Annotated in this window: 23 protein-coding genes; 21 read left to right on the top strand and 2 right to left on the bottom strand. The window is 48.0% G+C overall.

Annotated features, from left to right (window positions below; all coding sequences use genetic code 11):
- Positions 1-238: 238 nt before the first annotated feature.
- The 19 genes from F1E05_RS19970 (at position 239) to F1E05_RS19880 (ending at position 21,188) form a co-directional block, all read left to right on the top strand.
- Positions 239-1,069 carry an ABC transporter permease gene (locus F1E05_RS19970; protein ID WP_150051639.1) on the top strand — a complete coding sequence of 277 codons (831 nt, stop codon included), beginning with the start codon at positions 239-241 and terminating at the stop codon, positions 1,067-1,069.
- A gap of 18 nt (positions 1,070-1,087) precedes the next feature.
- Complete coding sequence (locus tag F1E05_RS19965; protein WP_150051637.1) at positions 1,088-2,377, top strand: ABC transporter ATP-binding protein; 1,290 nt, start codon at positions 1,088-1,090, stop codon at positions 2,375-2,377.
- Positions 2,378-2,455: 78 nt separating this feature from the next.
- The gene (gene asnB / locus F1E05_RS19960) at positions 2,456-4,378 is read left to right on the top strand and encodes an asparagine synthase (glutamine-hydrolyzing) (RefSeq protein ID WP_150051635.1); all 1,923 of its coding nucleotides are present in this window, start codon (positions 2,456-2,458) and stop codon (positions 4,376-4,378) included.
- 5 nt (positions 4,379-4,383) lie between these two features.
- Entirely contained in the window at positions 4,384-5,613 is a 1,230-nt protein-coding gene (locus F1E05_RS19955; protein ID WP_150051633.1) for a glycosyltransferase family 4 protein, read from the top strand.
- A complete protein-coding gene (locus tag F1E05_RS19950) occupies positions 5,613-6,845 on the top strand; it encodes a glycosyltransferase (RefSeq protein ID WP_150051631.1) in 1,233 nt (410 codons plus the stop codon). Before F1E05_RS19955 ends, F1E05_RS19950 begins: the two co-directional genes overlap by 1 nt.
- Positions 6,842-8,821 (top strand): HAD family hydrolase, encoded by a 1,980-nt coding sequence (locus F1E05_RS19945; protein ID WP_150051629.1) that lies wholly within the window; start codon positions 6,842-6,844, stop codon positions 8,819-8,821. The genes F1E05_RS19950 and F1E05_RS19945 overlap by 4 nt, the downstream gene beginning before the upstream one ends.
- Complete coding sequence (locus tag F1E05_RS19940) at positions 8,818-10,170, top strand: glycosyltransferase family 2 protein (RefSeq protein WP_150051627.1); 1,353 nt, start codon at positions 8,818-8,820, stop codon at positions 10,168-10,170. The genes F1E05_RS19945 and F1E05_RS19940 overlap by 4 nt, the downstream gene beginning before the upstream one ends.
- Positions 10,171-10,242: 72 nt before the next feature.
- Positions 10,243-11,283 carry a glycosyltransferase family 4 protein gene (locus F1E05_RS19935; RefSeq protein WP_190303205.1) on the top strand — a complete coding sequence of 347 codons (1,041 nt, stop codon included), beginning with the start codon at positions 10,243-10,245 and terminating at the stop codon, positions 11,281-11,283.
- Positions 11,280-12,410, top strand: coding sequence for a UDP-galactopyranose mutase (locus tag F1E05_RS19930; protein ID WP_150051624.1), 1,131 nt, complete (start codon positions 11,280-11,282; stop codon positions 12,408-12,410). Before F1E05_RS19935 ends, F1E05_RS19930 begins: the two co-directional genes overlap by 4 nt.
- 41 nt (positions 12,411-12,451) lie before the next feature.
- Positions 12,452-13,318, top strand: coding sequence for a glycosyltransferase family 2 protein (locus tag F1E05_RS19925; RefSeq protein WP_150051622.1), 867 nt, complete (start codon positions 12,452-12,454; stop codon positions 13,316-13,318).
- Positions 13,319-13,370: 52 nt separating this feature from the next.
- The gene (locus F1E05_RS19920) at positions 13,371-14,438 is read left to right on the top strand and encodes a UDP-N-acetylglucosamine 2-epimerase (protein ID WP_190303204.1); all 1,068 of its coding nucleotides are present in this window, start codon (positions 13,371-13,373) and stop codon (positions 14,436-14,438) included.
- A 94-nt stretch (positions 14,439-14,532) separates the two neighbouring features.
- A complete protein-coding gene (nadC, locus tag F1E05_RS19915) occupies positions 14,533-15,375 on the top strand; it encodes a carboxylating nicotinate-nucleotide diphosphorylase (RefSeq protein ID WP_150051618.1) in 843 nt (280 codons plus the stop codon).
- A gap of 55 nt (positions 15,376-15,430) precedes the next feature.
- Complete coding sequence (locus F1E05_RS19910) at positions 15,431-16,372, top strand: cation diffusion facilitator family transporter (protein WP_150051616.1); 942 nt, start codon at positions 15,431-15,433, stop codon at positions 16,370-16,372.
- A 140-nt stretch (positions 16,373-16,512) separates the two neighbouring features.
- Positions 16,513-17,361 (top strand): flagellar motor stator protein MotA, encoded by an 849-nt coding sequence (motA, locus tag F1E05_RS19905; protein ID WP_150051608.1) that lies wholly within the window; start codon positions 16,513-16,515, stop codon positions 17,359-17,361.
- A gap of 3 nt (positions 17,362-17,364) precedes the next feature.
- Positions 17,365-18,303, top strand: coding sequence for a flagellar motor protein MotB (gene motB / locus F1E05_RS19900; RefSeq protein ID WP_150051606.1), 939 nt, complete (start codon positions 17,365-17,367; stop codon positions 18,301-18,303).
- On the top strand, positions 18,266-19,060 hold the full coding sequence (locus tag F1E05_RS19895; protein ID WP_150051604.1) for a hypothetical protein: 795 nt from the start codon (positions 18,266-18,268) through the stop codon (positions 19,058-19,060). Before motB ends, F1E05_RS19895 begins: the two co-directional genes overlap by 38 nt.
- A 165-nt stretch (positions 19,061-19,225) precedes the next feature.
- Positions 19,226-19,813 (top strand): DUF4124 domain-containing protein, encoded by a 588-nt coding sequence (locus F1E05_RS19890; protein WP_150051602.1) that lies wholly within the window; start codon positions 19,226-19,228, stop codon positions 19,811-19,813.
- Complete coding sequence (locus tag F1E05_RS19885; RefSeq protein ID WP_150051600.1) at positions 19,810-20,646, top strand: SDR family oxidoreductase; 837 nt, start codon at positions 19,810-19,812, stop codon at positions 20,644-20,646. Before F1E05_RS19890 ends, F1E05_RS19885 begins: the two co-directional genes overlap by 4 nt.
- A 155-nt stretch (positions 20,647-20,801) precedes the next feature.
- Complete coding sequence (locus F1E05_RS19880) at positions 20,802-21,188, top strand: hypothetical protein (protein ID WP_150051598.1); 387 nt, start codon at positions 20,802-20,804, stop codon at positions 21,186-21,188.
- A 117-nt stretch (positions 21,189-21,305) separates the two neighbouring features.
- On the opposite strand, the gene F1E05_RS19875 is transcribed toward F1E05_RS19880, so the two are convergent.
- Positions 21,306-22,157 carry a sulfurtransferase gene (locus F1E05_RS19875; protein ID WP_150051596.1) on the bottom strand — a complete coding sequence of 284 codons (852 nt, stop codon included), beginning with the start codon at positions 22,155-22,157 and terminating at the stop codon, positions 21,306-21,308.
- A complete protein-coding gene (locus tag F1E05_RS19870; protein WP_150051594.1) occupies positions 22,158-23,135 on the bottom strand; it encodes an NAD(P)H-quinone oxidoreductase in 978 nt (325 codons plus the stop codon).
- 113 nt (positions 23,136-23,248) lie between these two features.
- Between F1E05_RS19870 and argC the strand changes: the two genes are divergently transcribed.
- Both argC and F1E05_RS19860 read left to right on the top strand, forming a co-directional pair.
- Entirely contained in the window at positions 23,249-24,277 is a 1,029-nt protein-coding gene (argC, locus tag F1E05_RS19865; RefSeq protein WP_150051592.1) for an N-acetyl-gamma-glutamyl-phosphate reductase, read from the top strand.
- Between the two features lie 95 nt (positions 24,278-24,372).
- Complete coding sequence (locus F1E05_RS19860; protein WP_150051590.1) at positions 24,373-25,158, top strand: M48 family metallopeptidase; 786 nt, start codon at positions 24,373-24,375, stop codon at positions 25,156-25,158.
- The last annotated feature ends 1 nt before the right edge of the window (position 25,159 follow it).

The raw sequence follows: 25,159 nt of genomic DNA, 5'->3' as shown, positions 1-25,159 counted from the left end.
ATAGCGGGCCCTATTGTGTGAAAAACCGACTAGAGTTGTCCAGTAATCAGCGCCGATGGCTAATTCGGCCAGCACGGATAGCAAAAAAGTAGCTTTGGGCGTGCCCAACGATGAAAGATAGACCGATAGCGGGCTTTAACTGTGTAGCCGGCATTGTTAGTCGCTCCGCTAAACTTGAAATGCCCCAACAAGGTTGCGCGCCTTATGCGCATTTGAGAATATCCCTTCGACTTGACGAATGCACCAATATCAGCAAACAGTTATCACCCCGCAGAAAACCATCAGCGATGCCGGTCGCGAATTGTGGGAGTACCGGGATTTATTCTATTTCTTAGCCTGGCGCGATCTTAAAGTGCGTTACAAGCAAACCGCAATCGGTGCAACCTGGGCGATATTACGGCCGCTGTTAACGATGTTGGTGTTTACCGTGGTGTTCGGACGCCTCGCCAAAATGCCGAGTGAGGGCGAAGCACCCTACGCGATCATGGTTTTCACCGCGATGCTGCCTTGGTACTTCTTTGCCAACACGCTGAGCGAAGCCGCAAACGCGGTCGTCAACAATTCGGCGATGATCAGCAAGGTTTACTTCCCACGAATCATCGCGCCGACTGCGCCATTGTTGGTCAATACGGTCGATTTTTTCATTTCCTTCGCGCTATTGATAGTAATGATGGCGTGGTACCGTTTCGTACCTTCGCTTGCGATAGTGCTGTTACCGGGTTTTCTGCTGCTGGCCGCTATCACGGCATTAGGGCTCGGTTATCTCATATCGGCGTTGAACGTCAAGTATCGGGATTTCCGTTACGTCGTTCCGTTTTTAGTGCAAATCGGGCTGTATATCTCTCCGGTCGGCTTCAGCAGCCGGGTGATACCTGAACAATGGCGCTCCCTCTATTCCCTGAATCCCATGGTAGGCGTTATCGACGGTTTCCGCTGGATGGTGATTGGCGATTCGGTGCAGTTGGACTGGCAGCGCTTTGGGTTGTCGACAGGCGTTTCCATCCTGCTTTTTTTGATCGGCTATCGGTATTTTATGCGCACCGAACGCCAGTTTGCCGATAGTCTGTAACAGCTTGGCCTTTATTACATGAGTGTCGCGATCAAAGTCGAAAATCTGGGTAAGAGTTACTGCATTCAACATCAGCAACAGAGCAGGTACACCTATCAAACCCTGGCGGAAAAACTCACTAGTGGCATCAGCCGACTCGGCAGCCGCATCGTTCATCCTTTTGCAAGTATCGAAACGGCGCAAAGCCGGGAAGAATTTTGGGCGTTAAGAGACCTCAATTTCGAGATCGAGCAAGGCGATAGAGTTGGCATTATCGGTAGAAACGGCGCGGGAAAATCCACCCTGCTTAAGATACTAAGCCGGATCACTCACCCGACGACGGGAAAAGTCGTCATCAACGGGCGGGTGTCAAGTTTGCTCGAGGTCGGGACCGGTTTTCACCCCGAACTGACCGGCCGGGAAAATATCTATCTAAACGGCGCGATTCTCGGTATGCGCAAGCATGAAATTCAACGTAAGTTCGACGAAATAGTTGAATTCGCGGAAGTGGAAAGGTTTTTGGATACGCCGGTCAAGCATTATTCGTCCGGGATGTATGTCAGGCTGGCATTTGCGGTTGCGGCGCATTTGGAGCCGGAAGTTCTCATAATTGACGAAGTGCTTGCTGTAGGCGATGCAAAATTCCAAGCGAAGTGTCTAGGTAAGATGGAGGAAATAGGACATAGCGGAAGAACTGTCATTTTCGTTAGCCACAACCTGTCTTTTATTCAACAGCTATGTACCACATGCATCCTGTTGGCCTACGGTGAAATGATAAGCCAGAAAACATCTAACGAGGCTTGCCGAGATTACCTAGCCACACTAGGTAGCGCTAAAGAGTACCTCGAATGGACAAGAAAGCAATATGAACACGACAAAGATGCGCAAATAACATCAATCAAAGTGACTAACTCCACAGATACTCAACTTAATGTAATTTTTCCAAATAACGATACGTTTATTGATATGTGTTTTGTTATCGCAAAGCCTGTAAGCGAAATGAAAATTACTGTCGCATTACTGGATGAATATAAAAATCAAATATTTGGATCGTTTCCTGAAGATGCCGGTCTGAAAACACCTGATCAGTCTGGAGAGTATCATGCACGAGTAATAATTCCTGGAAATATTATGTTCCATAACAAGTCATATGGAGTAAAAGTGCTGTTGTGGCATCCTGATACAGGCATTATAGATTGTATAGATAATATACAGTTTACAACAGGCGATATCCCATGCCTGGCAAATAGTACGCGTGGTGGAAGAACAGGGGTAATTACTATGAAGTGCGAGTGGAATATAAGGAATACTTCAAATATTAAATTGTAAAGAATAGTTGTGTTGGGAAACTTTGCGCCAATTAAAGTGAAAATTTAATAATCGTAATCGAAAAAACTAATTAGCAAAATGTGTGGAATATCCGGCCTGTGGGTACGAAGCTCAAGCTTGTCACGGGTTGAGCTTGAAAATATTATTAATTGTATGACGGATGCGCTCGAAAATCGAGGGCCTGACGGTCGCGGTGTCTGGATAGATAATAACAATTCACTGGCTCTAGGTCATCGTAGACTGGCTATTCGTGACTTGTCGGAATTAGGGCGCCAACCTATGTTGTCAAGTTGTAAACAACTTATAATTTCATATAATGGAGAAGTATATAATACTGAGGAAATAAAAAGGGAGTTAGAAGCGATCGGTAGATGGTGCAAAGGTCATTCGGATACTGAGGTGATATTGGAGGCATGCGCTGAATGGGGAGTGGAACAAACGGTTAAAAAACTAATTGGAATGTTTGCGTTTGCAGTTTGGAATATAAAAAGTCGCGAACTTTATCTAGTAAGAGATCGATTCGGGATAAAGCCTTTGTACATGTACTTAAACTCACGGGTTATACTTTTTGGCTCAGAGGTTAAAACGTTCAAATATTATCCCGGGTTTCAGAGTGAAATTGATATTGATGCAGTGTCTAGTTTTCTTAAGCACGGTTATGTAGCTAGTAATTGTTCGATATATAAGGGTGCGGTAAAAGTAAAGCCTGGCAGTATAATTAAATTTAATAGCGATTTTACATATAAAGAAATAATATATTGGGATGCACTGGAAGAAGCCTTGCGGCAAAAACAAAGCATAAGATACCGTAACGCCAGTGATTATATTGATCAAATGGAAAAATTGATTAATAACGCAGTGAATATAACAACTGTTAGCGACGTACCAGTCGGTGCGTTTTTATCCGGAGGAATAGACTCTTCGCTGGTTGTAGCAATTATGCAATCATCAAGTATCAAACGAATTCGGACTTTTTCTATAGGCTTTGAGGAAACGTCTTATAACGAAGCCAACTACGCAAAAGAAATTGCTCAATACCTTGGGACTGACCACACTGAAGCCTATATGACTTCGACTCAAGGCTTGTCAATTGTTGAAGAATTAGGAGGTGTTTATGATGAACCTTTTGCCGACTCCTCACAAATTCCAACATTGTTTCTTTCGAAATTAACCCGACAGGAAGTTACCGTCGCTCTTTCAGGTGATGGCGGCGACGAGATTTTCGCCGGATATGACCGATATTTTGTACATAATAGTCCTTTGATGCTGCCATTCCTTAATCAAAAATTGAGACGCATTATTGGGAATAATATTAAAAAAATTGATAAAAGAACCTGGGATGTAATTTCGCGGAGTATGCCTTCGAAACTAAAAATAACGAACTTAGGTTATAAGGCACATCGATACGCCGATAGGGTATCCGCCAATCCTATTGAAACGTATTTAAAAAATATGATGCAATGGCAGGGAGACTATAACTTACTGGTGAGCAAAGAAATAAGTAATAATATCGATAGAGAAGCCCTGTACAATCGCCATTTTAATAATTACATCGAAGAGTTCCAATTATTAGACACTACCGATTATCTTCCCAATGACATATTAACCAAAGTTGATCGTGCTAGTATGGCTGTCGGATTGGAGGTTCGCGTTCCGCTGCTTGATCATCGGATATATTCACAGGCATGGCGACTCCCTTTAGATTTAAAGGTTGATAAAAAACAAGGGAAATTGATATTGAGAAAGTTGCTGAACGAATATGTGCCTGAGCACTTGTTTCAACGTCCCAAAATGGGATTTGGAGTTCCCATAGGTCAATGGCTCAGAACGAGTCTCAGAGATTGGGCTGAAAGTCTTTTGGACCAGCGGAGCATTCAGAAAAACGAATTTTTGAATCCAGACTATATTCAGCAATTATGGAAAGCTCATTTGGCTGGCGATAATCATGAATATCTCCTTTGGAATGTGCTGATGTTTCAAGCGTGGTTGAGCAAGAGATAATTATAATGCGAATTGCGTTTATTACCTCCGAATATCCAACCGAGAAAACTCCGCATGGCGGTTTGGCAGCTTATTTAAAGAAAACGTCGTATTTTTTGGCATCTAAAGGTCATGAAGCTTATATAATCTTGTTGTCAAATAGAAATTATTATTGGAAAGATAATGAGGTACATATCTACGAAATAGATGCGACAATTAAGTTTTCAAACTGGATTAACGATGTTCCTTTATTAAGAATACTATGCCAATTTCTTGTAGGGATATTGGTCGATAGACGGCTTTTTTTGGGGTTTTCAGTAATAGACAAAAGTACTCCATTCGATATTGTTCAAATTCCAATCTTGCCTTATGGAGAGGTGTTAGGGCTATATATTTTAAGAAAGTTTAATAGAGCTCCTGTCGTTTGTCGCTTGTCTTGTTTTCCACCGGCGTATTTCGCTCATTTAAAGCAGAGGAAAATTATAGATTGCTTAAATCATATGTTCACGATTTACAAGTTAAATAAATCCGCCGCAGTTTTTTCGCCATGTAAAAGTACTTCTGAATTGACATATAGAAAGACGAAGGTAGAGATAGAGACTATCTATACAGTAGTCGAGCCGGGTAACATTGTTCTTGATTATACAGTTTATGATAAGAGTGGAGTCGAGCTTGAGTACATTTTGTATTTCAATCAGTTTGACCCTATAAAAGGTATAGATGTAATAGCTGATGCAGTTGGCAGTATCCTAGATCGGTACAATCATATTAGTTTTGTATTTATAGGCCAGGACAATGGCGTAGGCTTGGATCAAATAGGGCATACAACGTGGCAAAGTTATATTAAAAGCAAATGTGATATTTCGGTTTTAGAACGCTTATATTTTTTTTCGCCGCTTAATAGAAGTCAATTATTTCCCTTTATTATGAATGCTAAAGCGGTATTGATTCCATCAAAGTTAGATAATTATCCAAATGCCTGCCTTGAGGCGCTATTTCTGGAGACGCCAGTCATTGGCACGTATGAATCAAGTCTGGAGGAAATGATCATAGATGGAAGAACTGGATTTTTGGCTGAAAATTCTGATCCAGAATCATTGAAAAAAGCTATTCATAAGTTGCTGTCACTTTCGCCGGAAGAATTGAAATTAATGAAAAATTACATTCGGCAGAACATGAAAAAGGTTGTTGCTGAAGATAGGATTGGTAGGCTGTTGGAATTTTATCAATCGGTAGTAGATAAGCATAACCACTAATGAAAAAATTATTGGTCGCCGTTATAAGCAAATCAGATGCTTCCGGTGGAGGTGCAGGCCGAAGCGCGGAGACACTAACGAGGTTATTAATTCAAAACGGTCATGTTGCTCATCACTGGCTAGGTTATCCGAGTAAACGTTGGTTGCCTAGTATGCGTAAGCTTCACGGTGAGTTTTTCGGTCAAATGTTTTATAGATCTTGCCTATATCTGTCTCGAAGGATCGGTTTGCCTGATTTTATTACTCCTGAAATTTTTTTTCATATCTATCGCAAAGAAGTTGACTACGATATATATCATTTTAACGATATTACTATCACTTTTTCACCGATAGCTTTAAGGTGGTTGGCTAAACATACTAGGGTCGTATGGACATTTAGGGATTGCTCGCCATTTACCGGCGGCTGTATATATCCTCTAGAATGTACGGCTTATATGAATGATTGTGGTAATTGTCCGCAATTGGGTCAATGGCCTTTATTGACTTCAATTGATAGAACGGGTTTTGTACGGAGATTCAAGCGGACTACCGCAAGGCAAAATCTGTTTATCCCAGTTGTGCCATCCAATTGGATGGCGGAGCAAGCCATGTCGTCTGGGTTTTTCGAAGAAAAGCCCGCTGTAATCTATAATTCAGTAAATATTAATTTATTTAGGCCTTTGGATAAGGTTACTATTAGACAAATTTTACAGCTTCCAGTAGACCAGTTTATTGTGCTAATCGGATCAATGGAGTTGAACAATAAATTTAAAGGACTTAACTATGCGTTGGAGGCATTAAGACATATTGATCCGCCTCCTTATATTCTTGCCATTGGCAGTCCGCCAAAAAATATTAGTGATGAGTTTAAAGGTTTAAATATACATTTTACCGGCTATATTCAGGACGATATTTTGCTCGCACAATATTACTCAGCAGCCGATATATTCTTGTTTCCTACGCTAGCAGACAACTGTCCGAATTCGGTGCTTGAAACGATGGCGACTGCCACTCCTACCATTGCTTTTTCGGTCGGTGGATTACCGGAGCTAATTGATCATAATTCAACTGGTTTGCTTGTTAGGCCTAAGAACGTTTCTGAATTAGTAGCTGCGTTACGATTCGCGATAGACAATGTAGAAAAGCGAATATCGTGGGGTAAGGCGGCTAGATTGAAAGTAGAAAATAGTTTTAATGAAAATATACTTATAACGAAGTATTTAAAATTATATCATTCTTTGGTGGATGAATGAGCGAGGTATATTCATTTGACGTGTTTGATACTGCGTTAATTCGTTCGACCGCTTATCCTATTGATCTATTCTATGATTTAGCTCGTACCTTGATCAGTCAATTTGTTTTCGACACCTGCAAGCACGACATAAATCATATCGCACTTTTAAGAATCAAAGCGGAAAAGGTGGCAAGGCGTACTTTACGATATTATAGGGAAGATATAAGGCTATCCGACATATATTATCATTTCAGCGATTTGTTGCCTTTCAAAATTGATATTCAAACTGCCATGAATATCGAGTTGGAGTTGGAAATGCAAGCTGCTAGGCCAAATCCCTATGTTGCTCGCATTATTGCTGATGCTAGACGGAGAGGGGTCAGTATATTGTTTATTTCCGATATGTATCTACCTACTTCTTTTATTAGGGCTTGCCTGATTAAAAGCGGTTTAGCCGAACAGAACGATTCTGTTTATGTTTCGGGAGATATCGGGTTGTCCAAGCATCATGGTTCCCTATACAAATATGTTTTAGATAAAGAGGGAGTTTTACCCTCAGATATAAGTCATTTCGGGGATAACCTCTATTCGGATATTAAAGTGCCGTCTCGATTTGGAATTGTCGCCACTTATGTCGGTAGCGCTAAACTAACTGAATACGAACGTTTTTTAGTCAAAACTGATTTGAGCCCGAATTTATCGAAAATCGTCGGGCTGCAACGTATAATCAGACTCAAGCATGGAAGCAACCCCGGACCATTCACAGAAAGCGTACCTGTCGTAACCGGATTAATTGCTCCTGTGTTAACGGCTTTTACAGCGTGGGTGCTTCGTAGCGCTCGATCTCATGGAATTGAGCGGCTTTATTTTGTTTCTAGGGATGGAGAAATTCTTTATAAAATTGCAAAAGAATTGAGCGTTGTTCAAGATGGGCCGGAAATCAAGTATTTATATGGTTCACGACAAGCATGGTTCCTTCCTTCGATACTGGGTGACGCCCTGGAGAACATTGACTGGGCCTTTTCACGAAACGGTTCCACTGCGATATACGACATATTGGCGAGATTCAATTTTTCGCGGGATGAAGTAGATGAGCTTTTATGCGGCACTGAGTTTGGGGCATACGATTATCAAAGCGCGCTTTCGGTAGAGCGCCTGGAGCAATTTAGATTATTCGTTTTACATAACCAAGAAATTCGAGTCCTTATCATGGACAAGGCGAAATCGGCGTTAGTAAACGTTCAGAAATACTTTCAACAAGAAAATCTAAACCAGGACGGGAATTGGGCTATCGTAGATGTTGGATGGCGGCTTAATTGTCAAACAGCGCTGAATCGCATTTTTTCTTCGTTGGGTTGGTCTTGCCGTGCAAAAGGATACTATTTGGGTTTAGCCGAGTCCGTGGTAGAGTCGGCGGCGGAGGGAAGTTGCCATTCCTATTTTCGAGGTTCCGAAGATATTATTGTTAAACGTGGCTTAATAATTGAGCACATATTTACCGCGTCGACACATTCTTCGGTTGCCGGTTACAAGGTGTCAAAAGGGTGGACTAGTCCTGTTTTTGTGTCGGAAAGTCAAGATATTCAACTTTCCGCATACGCTGAATTTCTTCACTCGCTTTGCCTTGAGTTTGCCAAGGAAAGTGCTCTTCTTGGAGTTTGGCGCAATCCCGACATATCGATGGATAGAACGATACGGTCAGCCGTAATTCGATTTTTAAAGTACCCTTCGGCGGAAGCGGTAAAATCGATTAACTGGGTTCCGCTTGTGTTAGATCAGTCGCATAAGATGAGTTGCTATTTGAAAATAGGGGTGCCCATCAGTCTTACAAATCTATTAAATCTAATACGATATGAAATGGGATTTAAGGGGAATATGCAATTAGGGTGCTATTGGGTTGAGGGGGCAATTGCATTGTCGCCACCTTGGATTCGGGTGATTATGAGGTCATTATTATTTGGACAGCGCTTGGCTAATAAATTACTACTTAGATGAGCAATATCACGCCGTTTATAGCGCCTAGAATACTGGCCATCATGGTCAATTGGAATGGAAAAGAATTTTTGCCTGCAAGCGTGTCTTCAGTTTTGAATGAGCTCGCTCCTATTAATGGTCAGCTTTTGCTGGTGGATAACGCTTCAAGCGATGGAAGCGTTGAGTATATCAAAGCGAATTTTCCATCAGTTGAAATTTTGCAGCATGCCGAAAATCTAGGCGGGGCAGGCGGCTTTTCAGCAGGAATGCGTGTCGCCCTGACTAGGCCGGAAATCGAATATGTTTGGTTGCTGGATAACGATGTTATTGTCGAAAAAGGTGCGCTAGGTCCTTTAATCGACTGCTTGGACGCGCATGTTTCGGCTGGAGCAGTCGGCTCGCAAATTTGTTTGTACCATGATCGGAATACCGTTCAGGAAATCGGAGGAGAGATTTCGCCGTGGCTTGGCGCGTTAAGGCAAAATTTTTCTTGTCAACCGCGCGTGCCGGCTGAAACTAATCCCTATCAAGTAGGTTATTTGGCTGCATGTTCAGTGTTGATTCGCCGGTCATGCCTGGCGCAAGTGGGCACTTTTGCAGATTTGTTTGTGTTTTACGACGACGTAGAATGGGGGTTGAGGGCGAAAAAGGCGGGTTGGACTTTGTGGGCCGTACCTGCTTCGGTTATCCGACATAACTATAGTGAAACTAAGCCGATTGTTCCCTGGCGAGAATATTATCGAAAACGTAACCGATTGGCGATGTTGGCTGTATACCCACCTAAACACGGCAAACAATTAGCGAGTTTGGTTTATATTGTTTATATCAATTACTTAATATATTTACACTGTTGGCTTAAGTTTACGCCACTTGATCAAGTTTATATTTTAGCAAGGAATGATGCGCTCAAAGGATGTTTAGGTAAGCGAAGTTCTGCAATTTTTGAGTCTTATTCTATCGATTCTATTAAGTTTGACGCGCTGGGTGATAAAGTATTAATTGATGTCGGAGATGGGGCTGGAGAATTGCTGAAAATTGTAGATTTAATAAGTAAATTTAATTCGAATTTGCAGTTTTTTATGCCTAAAAAATACGCACATTATTTGCGGCTTTTTTCTCGGTCAAACGTTCGTGTTGCAATTGATGATGTGTATTCGAGCATTATTATAGGTAAGTCGTATAGTTTTCTTTCACTATTTTATGCTAAAACAATTTATCGGGTGGCAGGTAGTAAGCTGGAGAAAATTTCTGTTATAGATTGTATGCAAGAGCAGGTAATAAGATTGGCTGCGTTGACTGCGTCTTGTATCGTTTCTCCGTGGCACTGGTTTGTGCTGCAATTTAAGTATTATGGTAAAAAGTGCTTATGAAAATCGCTTCATCATGGCTATGATATTTTCTTGTAAAAAATGAATGTCTTGTTTCTGTGCAAGCGCAGATATATGGGTAAAGATGTGTTGGATGATCGCTATGGTCGATTATTTAATTTACCTTTAGAGTTGTCATTGTTTACTAATAGTATGACGGCGGTTTGCATGGATTACCATATTAATCGGAAACTTAAGGTTGTTGAGATAGATTCGAGATCAAGGTTTTACGGTTTTTTTATTGGTTCTATTATCGATTTTATTAAAGTATTCAATAGCGTAATATTTGCTCGTCATGATATTGTTATCGGCAGTTCCGACTGTTTGCAGGCTACATTTGCAATGCTGACTGCTTGGGTTTATAGGCGACCCTATTATCTCGATTTATACGATAATTATGAAAGTTTTGGCTTAGCTAAATTACCCGGAGTTTTGTGGCTGTATCGTCGCGCGGTTAAAGGAGCTAAAGGCATTTGCTGCGTTAGCGATGCACTCGCTGACTATATCCGTCAACGCTACCAACATCCCAACGTAATAACGCTAGAAAGCACGATTTCAGGTGGCGACTTCATCCCGCTGAACAAGCAGGCATGTCGAGAAAAACTGAAGCTACCGGTTCAAGGAACGTTAATCGGAATTGCCGGCGCCTTGGATTCGTCTCGTGGGATTGACCTGCTTTACCGCAGTTTCTTGCAACTTGCCGAAAGCGATTTGCTGCTGCATTTGGTCTTGGCGGGTCCTACCGATAATGCCTGTCCTATACCTGCGCATCCTAGGATTCATTATTTAGGAATGCTAGCGCATCAAGATATTCCGGTGTTTTATAACGCGCTCGATTTGGCGGTGATCTGTATGCGAGACAGCGATTTCGGGCGTTACGCCTTTCCGCAGAAGACATACGAAATCTTGGCTTGCAAAACGCCGGTATTGGCAGCGCGGGTTGGCGCGCTGGCACAATTGTTTCAGAACTACCCACGCTGTCTTTATCAGCCGGATAGCGTCGAAGACCTGTCAACCAAGATCCTCGATCTGTTGGCCCATCCCGAATCCGTCGATTTGCCCATCCCTACCTGGGCCGAGCAGGCGGAAAAATTGGCGGCTTGGTTGCAAACATGAAGCGCGTCCTGGTGGTCGGGGCCGGGTTCGCGGGGGCAACGGTGGCTCGTGAACTGGCCGATAGCGGTCGCTACGCCGTTGATGTCATCGATAGCCGCAATCATGTTGCCGGTAACGCGTTCGACCCGATTGACGAGAACCTCAAGTTGCGGGTGCACCGCTACGGTCCGCATATTTTTCATACCAACGACCAAGGCATCTTCGATTACCTTTCCCGCTTTACCGAATGGCTGCCCTATCGGCACAAAGTGGAAGCGTGGGTGGAAAGCATCGGCTACGTGCCGCTGCCGATCAATCGTTTAACCTTAAACCGTTTGTTTGCGTTGTCGCTGCAACACGAAGCAGAGGTAAAGGCGTTTTTGGCCACGCAATGTGTGCGTCACCTGCGGCCCGCCAATGCTCGGGAAGTGGCCGAAAATTTGTTCGGCCCGTATCTGACCGATCTGTTTTTCGGGCGTTACACCTATAAAATGTGGGGATTGAGGCTGGAGGAATTGCCGGTTTCCGTCTTGCAAAGGCTACCGGTACGTTACGACGACAACTGCGATTATTTCAACGACCGTTTCCAGGCCATGCCGAAAAACGGTTATCTCAGTCTGATCGATAACATGCTGGACCATGCGGCAATCGAAGTCAGGTTGAATTGCCGGTTCGAAAAAGCGATGGAAGCCGATTACCTGCATGTATTCAATTCCATGCCCATAGACGTGTATTTCGAGCAATGTTTCGGTGCGTTGCCTTATCGTTCGATCAAATTCGAACACCGTGTAGTGGACGAGCTGACGCAACCCGTGCCTACCGTCAATTTCACTGATCAAGGGGTTTATACTAGGCAAACCGAATGGCGGCTGTATCCGGGTTGCGATTTGGGGGCGAACAAAAGCCTATTGACCCGGGAAATTCCGTGCGGCTACGAAGACAATCGCTACGAACGCTATTATCCGGTGAAGACGGTAGACGGTTGGCCGCAGCGCCTATATGCGCAATATCAAGAGTTGGCCAAATCGCTAGCCAATATGACCTTTATCGGCCGCTGCGGTCAGTATATTTACTATGATATGCATCAGGTCGTGGCAAACAGTTTGAAGATTGCCAGCGACTTTCTCAAATCCGAACCGGCAGCGTAACGCCGCCGGGGTCATTGATTCTTTACCGGTCGAAATACTCCGTGACACAGTCATCTAAACTCAGCATCATACTGCCGGCAAAAAACGAAGCGGATAATATCGGCCAAGTACTGCAAATCCTGTCGCTGTATTTTCCGGACGCCGAATTATTGGTGGTCGACGACGGTTCCAGCGATGAGACTGCAACGATTGCAACGCAATATGCGGCACGGGTGATTCGACATCCTTATAGTCAGGGCAACGGGGCATCGGTAAAAACCGGTGCGAGAAATGCTTCGGGCGACATTTTGGTGTTCATGGATGCCGACGGCCAACACGATCCGGCCGACGTGCCGGCCTTGCTGGCTAAGTTAGGGCAAGGCTACGACATGGCTATCGGCGCCAGGCATGTAAGCTCGCATGCTTCCTGGGCGCGGCGGGTTGGTAATTCGTTTTACAACAAATTGGCCTCGCTGATGACCGGGCATAGAATCGAGGATTTGACCTCGGGTTTTCGCGCCGTAAGGGCGCATAAATTCCGTAAATTTCTGTATTTGCTGCCGAACGGATTTTCTTATCCCACCACCAGCACGATGGCGTTTTTCCGCTCCGGGTTTCCGGTCGCCTACGTGCCGATTCATGCCGGCAAGCGTCAGGGCAAAAGCCACTTGCGGGTTTTGAAAGACGGCACTCGTTTTTTTATCATTATCTTAAAAATCGGTGCGCTGTTTTCGCCGATGCGCTTGTTTTTGCCGATTAGCGGATTGACGTTTATTACCGGAATTTTGTATTACACCTATACGTATATTACATTGAGCCGATTCACTAATATGGGAGCGGTATTAATATTGGCTTCTTTGATTATATTTTTGATCGGTATCGTCTCGGAGCAAATATCATCGTTGCATTATAAAAACACAGACGAGTAAATTAATTAGTATGATATACGTTATACTAGGTACTCGCGCCCAGCTGATAAAAATGGCGCCCTTAATCAAGCAAATGCAAAGCAAAAACTATGCTTTTACCCTGGTGCATACCGGGCAGCATAAAGAAAGTTTAGCCGAAATTTTGCAAGATTTTAATTTAGATGTTGCTTGGCATTATCTGTATAGCAGTAAGGAAGAAGTCAAATCCATTGCGCATGCCGTGCGTTGGTTGATTGGATTGTTCTCGCAGATAATCTTAAAACCTGCGCAACTTTTGCCTGATTATCAAGACTATGCGGCGGGCCAAAATATCGTTTTGGTACACGGCGATACGTTTTCTACGGTAATTGGCGCCTTGTTGGCGAAGCGGCTCGGTATCAAAGTAGGTCATATCGAATCCGGCTTGCGTTCTTTCAATCTACTAGAACCGTTTCCGGAAGAAATTAATCGGTTAGTTACTTTCACGTTGACGGATATCGCTTTTTGTCCCGGTCAGTGGGCCTTGGATAATTTGAGTCGATATTCATGTATAAAGGTCAATACCGAAAATAATACCTTGTGGGATGCCTTAAACTATGCATTGGCGCTTCCGGGCGACGATAGCTGTCCTATTCCGGAACAAACGTTTGGAATAATATCGATACATCGCTTCGAAAATCTGTTTAATCCGAATAGGCTAAAGAAAATAATTCAACAAATCACCGAAATATCGCGTTCGTATTATTTGATATTCGTTCTGCATCCCAGTACCGAGAAGCGTTTACAAAAAATGCAGTTGTTGGAAGCGCTGAAAACTAACCCGAACATTAGTGTGCGCAAGCGTACCGGCTACGTGAATTTTGTGCACTTGCTGGCTGCCAGCACCTTTGTGATTACCGATGGCGGCAGCAATCAAGAAGAGTTGTCGTATTTGAACGTGCCTACCTTTTTAATGCGGCGCTCAACCGAGCGCCAAGAGGGGCTGGATAACAATGTCGTACTCGGCAAATTGTCCGATAGCTGTTTGCTGGAATTTGTCGGTCATTTAGAAAAAACAGGCGCTAGCGAGTTATCCACGCGTGCGCCGGCCATTTCTCCCTGTGAAATTATTTGTCGGCATATCGAATTCGCCGCTGGTTAGCGGGCATTTTGACACCTACCGACTGGACGACTCTGCCTTGCCGGCTGTTGCCCTGGTTTATAATGCCATTGTTTATCGATTCGGAGTTAACGTCTTGCAACCCACGGCGGAGGATATTTCGGCATTTTTGGCCGAGGACATAGGTAGCGGCGATTTGACCGCCAACATTATTCCCATCTCGGTAACCGCGTCGGGCAGTGTGATAACCCGCGAAGCCATGGTGGTGTGCGGCACTGCGTGGTTCGAGCAGGTTTTCAAACAGTTGGACGCCAAGGTTAACGTAGAGTGGCTGGTAGCGGAAGGTCACTCGGTCGAAGCAGGGACGGTGTTGTGCCGCTTGTCCGGCCCGGCTCGCGCCTTGTTGAGCGGCGAACGCACGGCGTTGAATTTGCTGCAAACTTTGTCAGCTACCGCGACGGTCGCGCGCGGCTATGCGGATGCGGTCGCGGGTACAGGTTGTAAGGTGCTCGATACCCGTAAAACCCTGCCCGGCTTGAGGCGGGCGCAAAAATATGCAGTGGTTTGCGGCGGTTGCTATAACCATAGGATCGGTTTGTTCGACGCCGTGCTGATCAAAGAAAACCATATTGCCGCAGCAGGTTCCATTGCTGCAGCGGTTAAGGCCGCGCGCAATAGCACTTGCGCATTAATCGAAGTGGAAGTCGAATCGTTGGCCGAGTTGCGGCAAGCTTTGGACGCGCAACCGGATCGGATAATGCTGGACAATTTTTCCTTACCCGAATTGCGGCAGGCGGTAGCTCTTAACGAGGGACGGATAGAGTTGGAAGCTTCCGGCAATATTGACTTGGACAACATTCGGGCCGTGGCCGAAACCGGTGTCGATTACATATCTATCGGTGCGTTGACTAAAAACTTGCGAGCCATAGACCTGTCCATGCGTTTGTCGCTGGAGTCGGTTAAGCCGGCGAACGGTTGATTTACCCCCCCACACGGGTCCGGCGACTATTGTCGCCCCTATAGGTCGTGCGTTTATGAATCAGGCTGCTTCTTCCTTAACCCGATACGGTTGGCTGTCGATCGCCGCCGCATTGACGACGATAGGGTTGAAAAGTTACGCGTACTGGTTGACCGGATCGGTCGGCTTATTGTCCGACGCGTTGGAGTCGCTGATTAACTTGGTCGCGGCGGTTATCGTGTTGATCGTGCTGAGCGTGGCGAGCCGTCCGCCGGATGCCAGGCACGCTTACGGACACGAGAAAATCGAATATTTCTCCAGCGGCGCGGAAGGGGTGATGATAGTGCTGGCGGCGTTGGGCATCATTTTTGCCGCTTGGGAGCGCTTACTGCATCCTATGCCGTTGCGTCAGTTGGATGTCGGCATTGCCATTGCGGTGTTCGCCTCGTTGATCAATCTGATCGTCGCCCGTGTTTTGATCGGCGTCGGCCGTGCCAGATATTCCATTACTTTGGAGGCGGATGGCAAGCATTTAATGACCGACGTGTGGACGACTTTAGGGATATTGATCGGCATAGGCGCCATCGCGGTGGCCAATCGTTTCGACGCCGATCTTGCGTTGGCTTCCCGCTTGGGCTTGGCCGGCTGGGAAATTTTGGATCCGGTCATTGCCATTGCGGTGGCTTTGCATATTGTTTGGGCCGGATTGCAGTTGATCTCGCGCACCATCGCAGGACTGATGGATGCGGCCTTGCCGGTCGAAGAAGTTGTGGAAATCGAAGCTATTTTAACCGGCTTCGCCTGTTCCGATCATGTCGCTTTCCATGCGTTGCGCACCCGCTTTGCCGGTTCTCGCCGTTTCATGTCCGTGCACGTGCTGGTGCCCGGCCAATGGACGGTGCAGCAAGGCCACGATTTGCTCGAACGCATCGAACGACAAATCGCGGACCGTTTCGAGGGTATCGATATAGACACGCATTTGGAACCTATCGAAGATATGGTTTCCTGGCGGCACTGATGGGCCGCTGCGGTCGCGCGGAGCGCAAGCCTTGCTACTATTTTTGCAATGGGTTCTTTCCGGACGGAAAATTGCGGTCCAACGAATGCCGGCGGCACGCGCGGTCGGTTTGTTCAGCTCGGTAATAGGCAAGGGCGGTTATGTTACTGATTCTCGGCTATTTAGGTATTTTCGCTTGTGTGTTTGGCGGCTTTATGATGGCCGGCGGCGAAATAGGTGTGCTGATTCAGCCGATCGAAGTGTTGATTATCGTCGGTTCCGCCTTCAGCGCGTTTATTGCCAGTAATTCGCTTAATACCATTAAGGCCGCTTTAGCCGGAGGGATTGGCACGCTAAGACCCTCCCGCTACAACAAAGAATATTATTTGGATTTATTGTTGAGCTTTAACGCCTTGAGTCAGAAAGCCCGTAAGGAAGGCTTGCTTTCGTTGGAACGAGTGGCGGACGATCCGGAAGGCTGCATGATTTTCGGCGAACGGATTGTGGCGGATCGGCATTTGATGGAGTTTATCTGCGATAAGTTGCGGCTGATACTGACCGGCGTGGATGCGGCGCTGTTGGAAGATTTGATCGACGCCGAAATCGAAGCTCACCACGACAATTGTCATGTGCCTATCCGCGCCGTCCAGCGCGTGGGCGACGGCATGCCGGCTTTCGGTATTGTCGCCGCGGTGATGGGCGTGGTGCATACCATGGAGTCGGTGGGGATTCCGCCGGCCGAATTAGGCAAGTTGATTGCCGCCGCGCTGGTAGGCACTTTTTTGGGCATTTTGGTGTCCTACGGCTTCGTCAGCCCTGTCGCCGCACTGATGGAAGAGCGTTTGGAAGACGAGTCGAATGCTTATCGCTGTGCCCAAAAAGGCCTGTTGAATTGCGCCAAAGGCACTTCGCCGCCGATGACTGTGGAGTTTATGCGTACCGCAATACCTTATCAGGTACGACCCGGCTTTTTCGAATTGGAGGATTATTTGAAATCCAGCAAGGGTTAAGGCATGGCTGAAAACCTCATCATCGTTAAAAAGATTAGGCGCAAAGCTCGTCACGCTTACCACGGCGGTGCCTGGAAAATCGCTTATGCGGATTTCGTTACGGCGATGATGGCATTTTTTTTGTTGATGTGGTTGATGGGTTCCACGGATCAAGCTACCCGCGAAGGTATTTCGGAATATTTCCAGCATCCTTTCGCGGTTTCGTTACGCAGCAGTGAAGGGAGTGGGGATAGAATCGCGATCATCCCCGGCGGCGGCAGCGATTTAAGTTCGCAGCAAAAAGGTCAGGTTCATCTTGGCGACGTGCCGCCCTCGCCGGTCAAGACACCGACACCGCAAGACATTGAAATTCTGGCCGAACAACAGGAGCAAATCCGCCTGGAAAAACTGCAGCAGGATATACAAGCCGTATTGGACGGCAATCCGCAGTTGACGGAGTATCGCGAGCAAATCAAACTGGAAACCACCCCGGAAGGTCTGAAAATTCAAATCATTGATGCGCAAAACCGGCCGATGTTCAAATTGGCCAGCTCGGAAATCGAGGAACACGCCAAAATGATCTTAAAAGAATTGGCCTCGGAGATTAATAAACTGCCGAATAAGGTCACCATCAACGGTCATACCGACGCCTTGCCTTTTCCCGGTACCCGGCGTAGTTATTCGAATTGGGAGCTTTCCAGCGAGAGGGCCAACGTGGCGCGCCAGCAACTGACGGAAGGCGGTTTGGGCGAAGACAAGATTTTACGGGTAGTGGGTTTGGCCTCCAGTATCCCTTACAATCGTGATAACCCTAACGATCCGATGAACCGGAGAATATCGATTATCGTGATGAACAGAAAGTCCGAGCAATATGTCTTGCACGACGGCGAGCGGGCCGGTCAGCAGCCCTCCCAAGGCACTACTTATGACGGCAGCAGCCCGCCCCCGCCGCCCGGCCGGTAAGCTGATTCCGGCGATTTATTGCCAACTCGGTGCCATGCTGTTGGTCGCGGCAATGCGGCCGTTGTTGCCGGTTAGCGTGTGGCATGCAGAGGCGTTAGTCTGGCTGCAAGGCGCTAGTGCGGCACTTTTGTCTTATTTGCTGCGGCAGCCGATGTGGTGGTGCTGGATACATCTGTTATTCCCGCCTGCGCTTTGGTGGGCGCATAGCAACGGCATTTCCGGGCAGTACGGTATGGTTGGCTTTATCGTATCCGCGTTGGTGTTTTGGCGAACCGCCGGGGGCGATGCGCCTTTATACTTGTCTTCCGATTCGGTCGCAGACGGTTTGGCGCGGCTCGCCGAAACGGAGCGGGCAAAAAATCTGGTCGAATTGGGTGCCGGTATCGGCAGCGTGGTGGTGCCGCTGGCGCGACGGTTGCCGGATCTGCAAATAACCGCCGTCGAACAGGCGCCCTTACCCTGGCTGGTATTGCGCTGGCGCTGTCGGCGTTTACCGAACGTAACGGTTTGTTTTCGTAATTTTTGGGAATGTTCGCTAGCCGGGAGCGACATGGTGTTCGCTTATTTAACGCCTGCGGTGATGCCGCGCTTGGGACTTAAATGCGCCGCGGAAATGGAAGGCAAGAGTTTACTGGTCTCGTCGGCGTTTGTGCTGCCCGATGCTGTTCCGGAGATGGTGGAGAAGCTTGACGACAATCCGGCAAACGCACTATTTTGCTACCGGGTTTCGACTCTGCAGGCGGATAGAGCGGTCTAGCGTTTAGGCGTTAAAACGGTTGCGATGAATGGGCTCATGCCCTTGCTTCCATTGCTTGTCGAAATGGCATTGGGCGTGTCTCGGGGCAAGCGACGGTCAATTTGCGCGTCTTGCCGTCAGCCGTTTATGCTCTGGTTCCAAGTTACTTTTGCAAGGTAGATAAACATGAAAGTTCTGATTACTGTTCTCGCATTGGCGGTTGCCGGCCAAAGTTCGGCCGGCGTTTATAAGTGTACGGATGCAGAGGGACACATAGATTATCGCTCTTCTCCTTGCACCAAAGAAGACAAAGCGGTGCAGATCAATACCAAAACCGGCAGCCGGGTGGATTTGAATGCCGTCGAATCCCAGCACCAGCGCGAAGTGCGAGCGGAACAACAGCAGCATCAAGAGGAAATGCGAGCCGAAAAGGCCCAATTGGATGCAATCATCCAAAGAGAACAATTGGCCAAGCAGGAAAGCGAGCTGACTCAGGCATTGATCAAACAAAAACCGTTACAGTTTTCCGCTTTTGCGATTCCGCCTTATCAGCCGGGTAAATTGCCGGCGCTAGTCAAGTCATTCGAACAGCGGTTACCGGATATCGAGAAATATCGGCGGCTGGCGGCCGAAAAAGCTTTGACGAGCGGGAATTGTCAGCGGGTCGAAACGGATGATTTGCACGGCAAGAGCAGTCTAGAAAACTTGGTGTTTTCAATCAGTTGCAGCTCCGGTGCCGTATTCATGTTCAACGAATCCGAGTTAAAACAATGAATGCTCCCAATCGAACGGTTTTCATCACCGGTTGTTCTTCCGGAATCGGCTACGCCACGGCAGTGTTACTGAAAAGCCGGGGATTTCGGGTGATTTGTTCCGCGCGCAAGCCGGAAGACGTGGAGAGGCTGATGGCGGAAGGTTTTGAATGTTTGCCGTTGGATTTGGCCGATTCGGCCAGTGTGCATCGCGCGGTAGCGGAATTGGCCGAGATTACCGGTGGAAAAATCGATGGCTTATTCAATAATGCGGCGTTCGGGCAGCCGGGGGCGGTGGAGGATTTAAGCCGTGAAGCGTTGCGCAATCAATTCGAGACCAATTTTTTCGGCACTCACGAATTAACCAATTTAATTCTACCCTTGATGCGCAAGCAAGGAATGGGACGAATCGTCTATAACAGTTCGGTATTGGGTTTTGTCGCGATGAAATTTCGCGGGGCCTATAACGCCAGTAAATTCGCATTGGAAGGATTGGCGGATACCCTGCGTTTGGAGTTGCGGGGAACCGGGATACACGTTGTATTAGTGGAGCCGGGCCCAATAGAAAGCCGGTTTCGCGCCAATGCGTTTTCGATGTATAAGCAATATATCGACGTCAACCAAAGTCCTCATCGCCAAACGTATCTGGCTATGGAAGCCAGATTGCAGAAGATCGGCCCGGCGGCCCCATTTACCTTGCCGGCGAATGCCGTGGCCGAAAAAGTTTTTCAGGCTATGACCGCCAAACGGCCTAAAGCCCGTTATCGGGTGACGGTGCCTACCCATTTGTTCGCCTGGCTGAAACGATTGTTGCCGACCGGATGGCTGGACAAAATCCTGGTTAGCGTAGAGTAACGAAAAGTTCATTAAAAATTCTGCAAATTGTCATGACTTGGTAACAAGCATGCTATGAAACCTCAATTTCTATGCTATTATCCCCAGCCGCATATGGTGGTTTAATTCAAGGCGACGCTGTGTGTGTTTATAAAAATAACTGCGAGGTTCAATACATGAAAATTTTTAAAAGTGCCGTTGTTGCATTCTCTTTGGCTGTTGCTATGGGTAGCTTCTCGACATCTGCGGTTGCTGAGTCCGATCCAGGCAGGATTTCTGTTAAACCGATCGATGTCATAAAAGGTGTTAACGATCGAATCACTGAAGCGGAAACTGCCATCGATAACGGCGCTGAAGATGCCGAAGTTGCTGCCCTGATCAGAAAAGCATCCAACTTCAGCGAAGAGTTGAACGCGAACGATAAAGTAGCGAGAGAAAACTCCAAAGTCAGACAACATTTGAAAGCAGCGATTACCGCAGCGAAATCGGCCAACCTGACCGAATCCAAAGAACATCTGAAAGCCGCAAAAGAAAAAAATGCGACTTTAAAATCGTTGCTGTAATTACGGTTGATTGAAGGGGCTTACATAGCCCCTTTTTCTGTGTATCCCGTTCCCGCATTTCTTTCCATCTAAAGGCTGGTTTAGCCTCATCCCCTTAAAGCTTAGCAGTTGCCGACATCATGCGTTTTCGCGCGCAACCCCGCGATTTTTGTCGATTATCCATTCGCTCCACGATCCGGCATACAGCTTGGAGCCCGGCAAGCCGGCGACTTCCATGGCCAATACGTTGTGGCAGGCCGTTACTCCGGAACCGCACATGTGTGCGGTTTGCGTTGCAGCATACGAGCCGATCAAGGCTTGGAATTCCCGTTTCAAGCGTGCCGCCGGTAAAAATAAACCTTCTGGAGTCAAATTTGCTTGAAACGGGCGGTTTAGGGCTTTAGGCACGTGACCGGCCACCGGGTCTATGGGTTCTTTGCGGCCTAGATAGCGTTCCGGAGTCCGGGCGTCGATCAGTGTTAACGTTCTCGCAGCCAAGCCGTTTTCCACCTGCCTAGCGCTTAGCCAAGCTTCGGAATTCAAATAGCAGCGAAATTGACTTGCGACGACTTTCGGCAGAATAGTCGTCAGCGGAAGTTGTTGTTTTTGCCATTGTTGAATGCCGCCGTCCAGTACCGCAACGGTTTCGTGACCCATGCTACGCAGCAACCACCAGAGGCGGCCGGCAAAAGCGCCGCCGGCATCGTCGTACACCACGACTTGGCTGCGGTTGCCAACCCCCCAAGCGCCTAATTGCTTGGTAAGCGCGGCAAAATCCGGCAGCGGGTGACGACCGCTATAACTGTTAACGGGTTTGGAAAGCTGCCGATTCAAATCCGCGTAGCGGGCATTGGGAATATGACCTTGCCGGTAAGCTCTGGCACCGGCCTCTGGGTCGGCCAGCGAAAAACGGCAGTCGAATACCAGCCAATCCGGCTTGTTTATCCGGCAGGCTAACTCGGATGCGGAAATCAAGGTGGTGTATGTCATTTATAACTCCAGAACGATTTTGCCAAAATGTCGGCCGTCGGCTAAATAAGCATGAGCTTGTTCGGCTGCGGCTAACGGAAACGTACGATCTATGACTGGCTTGATCGAGCCGCTTGCCAATAACGGCCAGACGCGTTCGCTTAGCTCTGCCGCAATCCGGCTTTTAAACGCTTGGTCTCGGCTACGCAAGGTTGATCCAGTGATAGTCAGACGCTTGCTCATGACTTGCCAGAGTTGAATTTCGCTCCGGGCGCCGTTTTGAATCGCAATTTGCACCAAACGGCCTTCGGCTGCCAAGCATTTTAAATTGCGGGGAAAATAGTCGCCGCCTATCATGTCCAATACCAAATCCACGCCTTGGCCGGCCGTCAGTTGCAGGATTTGCGCGACGAAATCGTCACGGCGGTAATCGATGGCGGCGGCTGCGCCCAACGCTAAACAGCGTTGGCATTTATCCGGACTGCCGGCCGTGACGTAACAGCTGTTGCCGAACGCGCGGGCCAATTGAATGGCGGTGGTGCCGATACCGCTGGCGCCGCCGTGTACCAACACGCTTTCTCCCGGCAGCAAGCGTCCGCGTTGAAACAGATTGCTCCACACGGTGAAAAAGGTTTCCGGTAAGGCTGCGGCTTCTATCATGCTGAGCCCGGCCGGAACCGGCAGACAGCTGCCGGCGGGGGCCAAACAAAACTCGGCGTACCCGCCTCCTGTGAGCAATGCGCAAACCGCATCGCCGACCTTATAGCCTTGGACGCCGGGGCCGGTTTCGACTATGGTGCCGGCCACCTCTAATCCAAGTAGATCAGATGCACCGGGCGGCGGCGGATAGACACCCTGCCGCTGCATTAAATCCGGCCGATTGACGCCGGCAGCCGCGACCTGAATCAGTACTTCACCGTCGCCTGGCAGCGGGCGCGGAAAGTCTCGCAATAGCAAAGCATTGCCGCTTTCGGTTGAGACAATATCAATCGCGCGCATTGCTAACCGCCTTTCACCGCCAAATCGCATTATTATATGCCGCTTTATCGAGCAAATTCGTCTCGCAAGCCGTTGGTTTATGCGAGCAAGTGTTTTTATTGGCGGGAATTTAAATGATACGTGCGGGAATTGTGGGCGGCACCGGCTATACAGGGGTCGAATTACTGAGGTTATTGCTGTTGCATACCGAGGTGGAAGTTGTAGCGGTCACCTCGCGCGCCGACGCCGGACAACGCGTCGACAGCGTATATCCCAGCTTGCGAGGTTTGTGCGGCCTGTCGTTTACACCCCCCGAGATCGAGCGTTTGGCCGAGTGCGACGTCGTCTTTTTCGCCACCCCGAACGGCACGGCGATGACGATGGCCGCGCAGCTTTTGCAACGCGACGTCAAAGTCATCGATTTGTCCGCCGATTTTCGGATTAAAGACGTGGCGGAATGGGAAAAATGGTACGGCATGAGCCACTCTAGTCCGGATTTGATTGCCGAAGCCGTGTACGGCTTGCCGGAACTCAAGCGGGACGCCATTCGAAATGCACGCTTGATTGCCTGCCCCGGTTGTTATCCTACTGCGGTGCAGTTGGGCTTCCTGCCGATGCTGGAAGCGGGATTGATAGATGCGGCAAATTTGATCGCCGACGCCAAATCCGGGGTCAGCGGGGCCGGGCGCAAAGCCGAGCTGTCGTCGCTGATGAGCGAAGCCGGCGAGAGTTTTAAAGCCTACGGCGTGCCGGGGCACAGGCATTTGCCGGAAATCAAGCAGGGCTTGCGGCAAGTGGCGGGACAATCGGTAGGTTTAACCTTCGTTCCGCATTTGACGCCGATGATACGCGGCATCCATGCCACATTGTATGCGCGCTTGGAACAAGGCGTCGACCTGCAGGCCTTGTTCGAAAACCGTTACCAAGCCGAGCCTTTCGTCGACGTGTTGCCGGCCGGCAGTCATGCGGACACCCGTAACGTGCGAGGCAGCAACCGCTGCCAGCTTGCCGTGCACCAGCCGCAGGACGGCAATACCGTCGTGGTATTGTCGGTGATAGACAATTTGGTGAAAGGCGCGTCCGGTCAGGCTGTGCAGAACATGAATTTGATGTTCGGCTTACCTGAAATTCTGGGTTTGGAAACGGTCGCTTTATATCCCTAACCGCTGGCCTCGCGTGGTTTCAGGTTGTGGTCTGAATTACAGGTAGGCGAATAATGTACGGTAAAATGGCGTTTTGTTTTTTAAGGAGGGTGGCCATGCCGAAAAAACTTTTCGGATTATGCGCAGTAGCGCTGGTCGCGGCCGCGTGCGTTACCAGCCCGACCGGACGTAGTCAATTCATCTATATGCCGGACAGTCAGGTCGACCAAATGGGCTTGCAGGCCTTCGACACGATGAAAAGCAAAAATCCGGTCAGTAACAACGCCGGCTTTAACCGATTCGCGCAATGCGTGGCGTATGCGATTACTTCCGTGACCGGCGGGCAATGGGAAGTGGTGGTGTTTCAAGACGATAGTTTGAACGCGTTTGCGTTGCCGGGTAATAAAATCGGCGTGCATTCGGGCCTGATCCAATTGGTGGACAATCAAGACCAGTTGGCTGCGGTTATCGGCCACGAAGTGGGTCACGTATTGTCCCGGCACAGTAACGAGCGCTTGTCGCAAGAAACCGCGGTCAGCACCGGCTTGTCGATGGTGCAAGCCATGGCCAATCCGCAAAGCCAGATGGGGCAGATGGCCATGGGGGCATTGGGGCTGGGCGCTCAATACGGACTGATATTGCCGTTCAGCCGGGTGCAGGAAAGCGAGGCCGATACCATAGGCCTGAATTTAATGGCCAAAGCCGGATTCGATCCGCGCCAAAGCATTAACCTTTGGTTGAAGATGGATAGAGCTTCGCAAGGCGGGCAGCCGGTGGAGTTCATGTCGACCCACCCTTCGCATGCCAGCCGTATCGACAATTTAAACCAGCAGATCCCGCAAGCCGTGCAATTGCAACAACAGGCCATGCGTGCCGGCAAACAGCCGCGCTGTAGTAAGTAAA

The sequence above is a fragment of the Methylomonas rhizoryzae genome (assembly GCF_008632455.1).
Classification (GTDB): Bacteria; Pseudomonadota; Gammaproteobacteria; order Methylococcales; family Methylomonadaceae; genus Methylomonas; species Methylomonas rhizoryzae.
The sequence above is the reverse complement of the archived record's forward strand: the minus strand, read 5'-3'. Positions and strand labels throughout refer to the sequence as shown.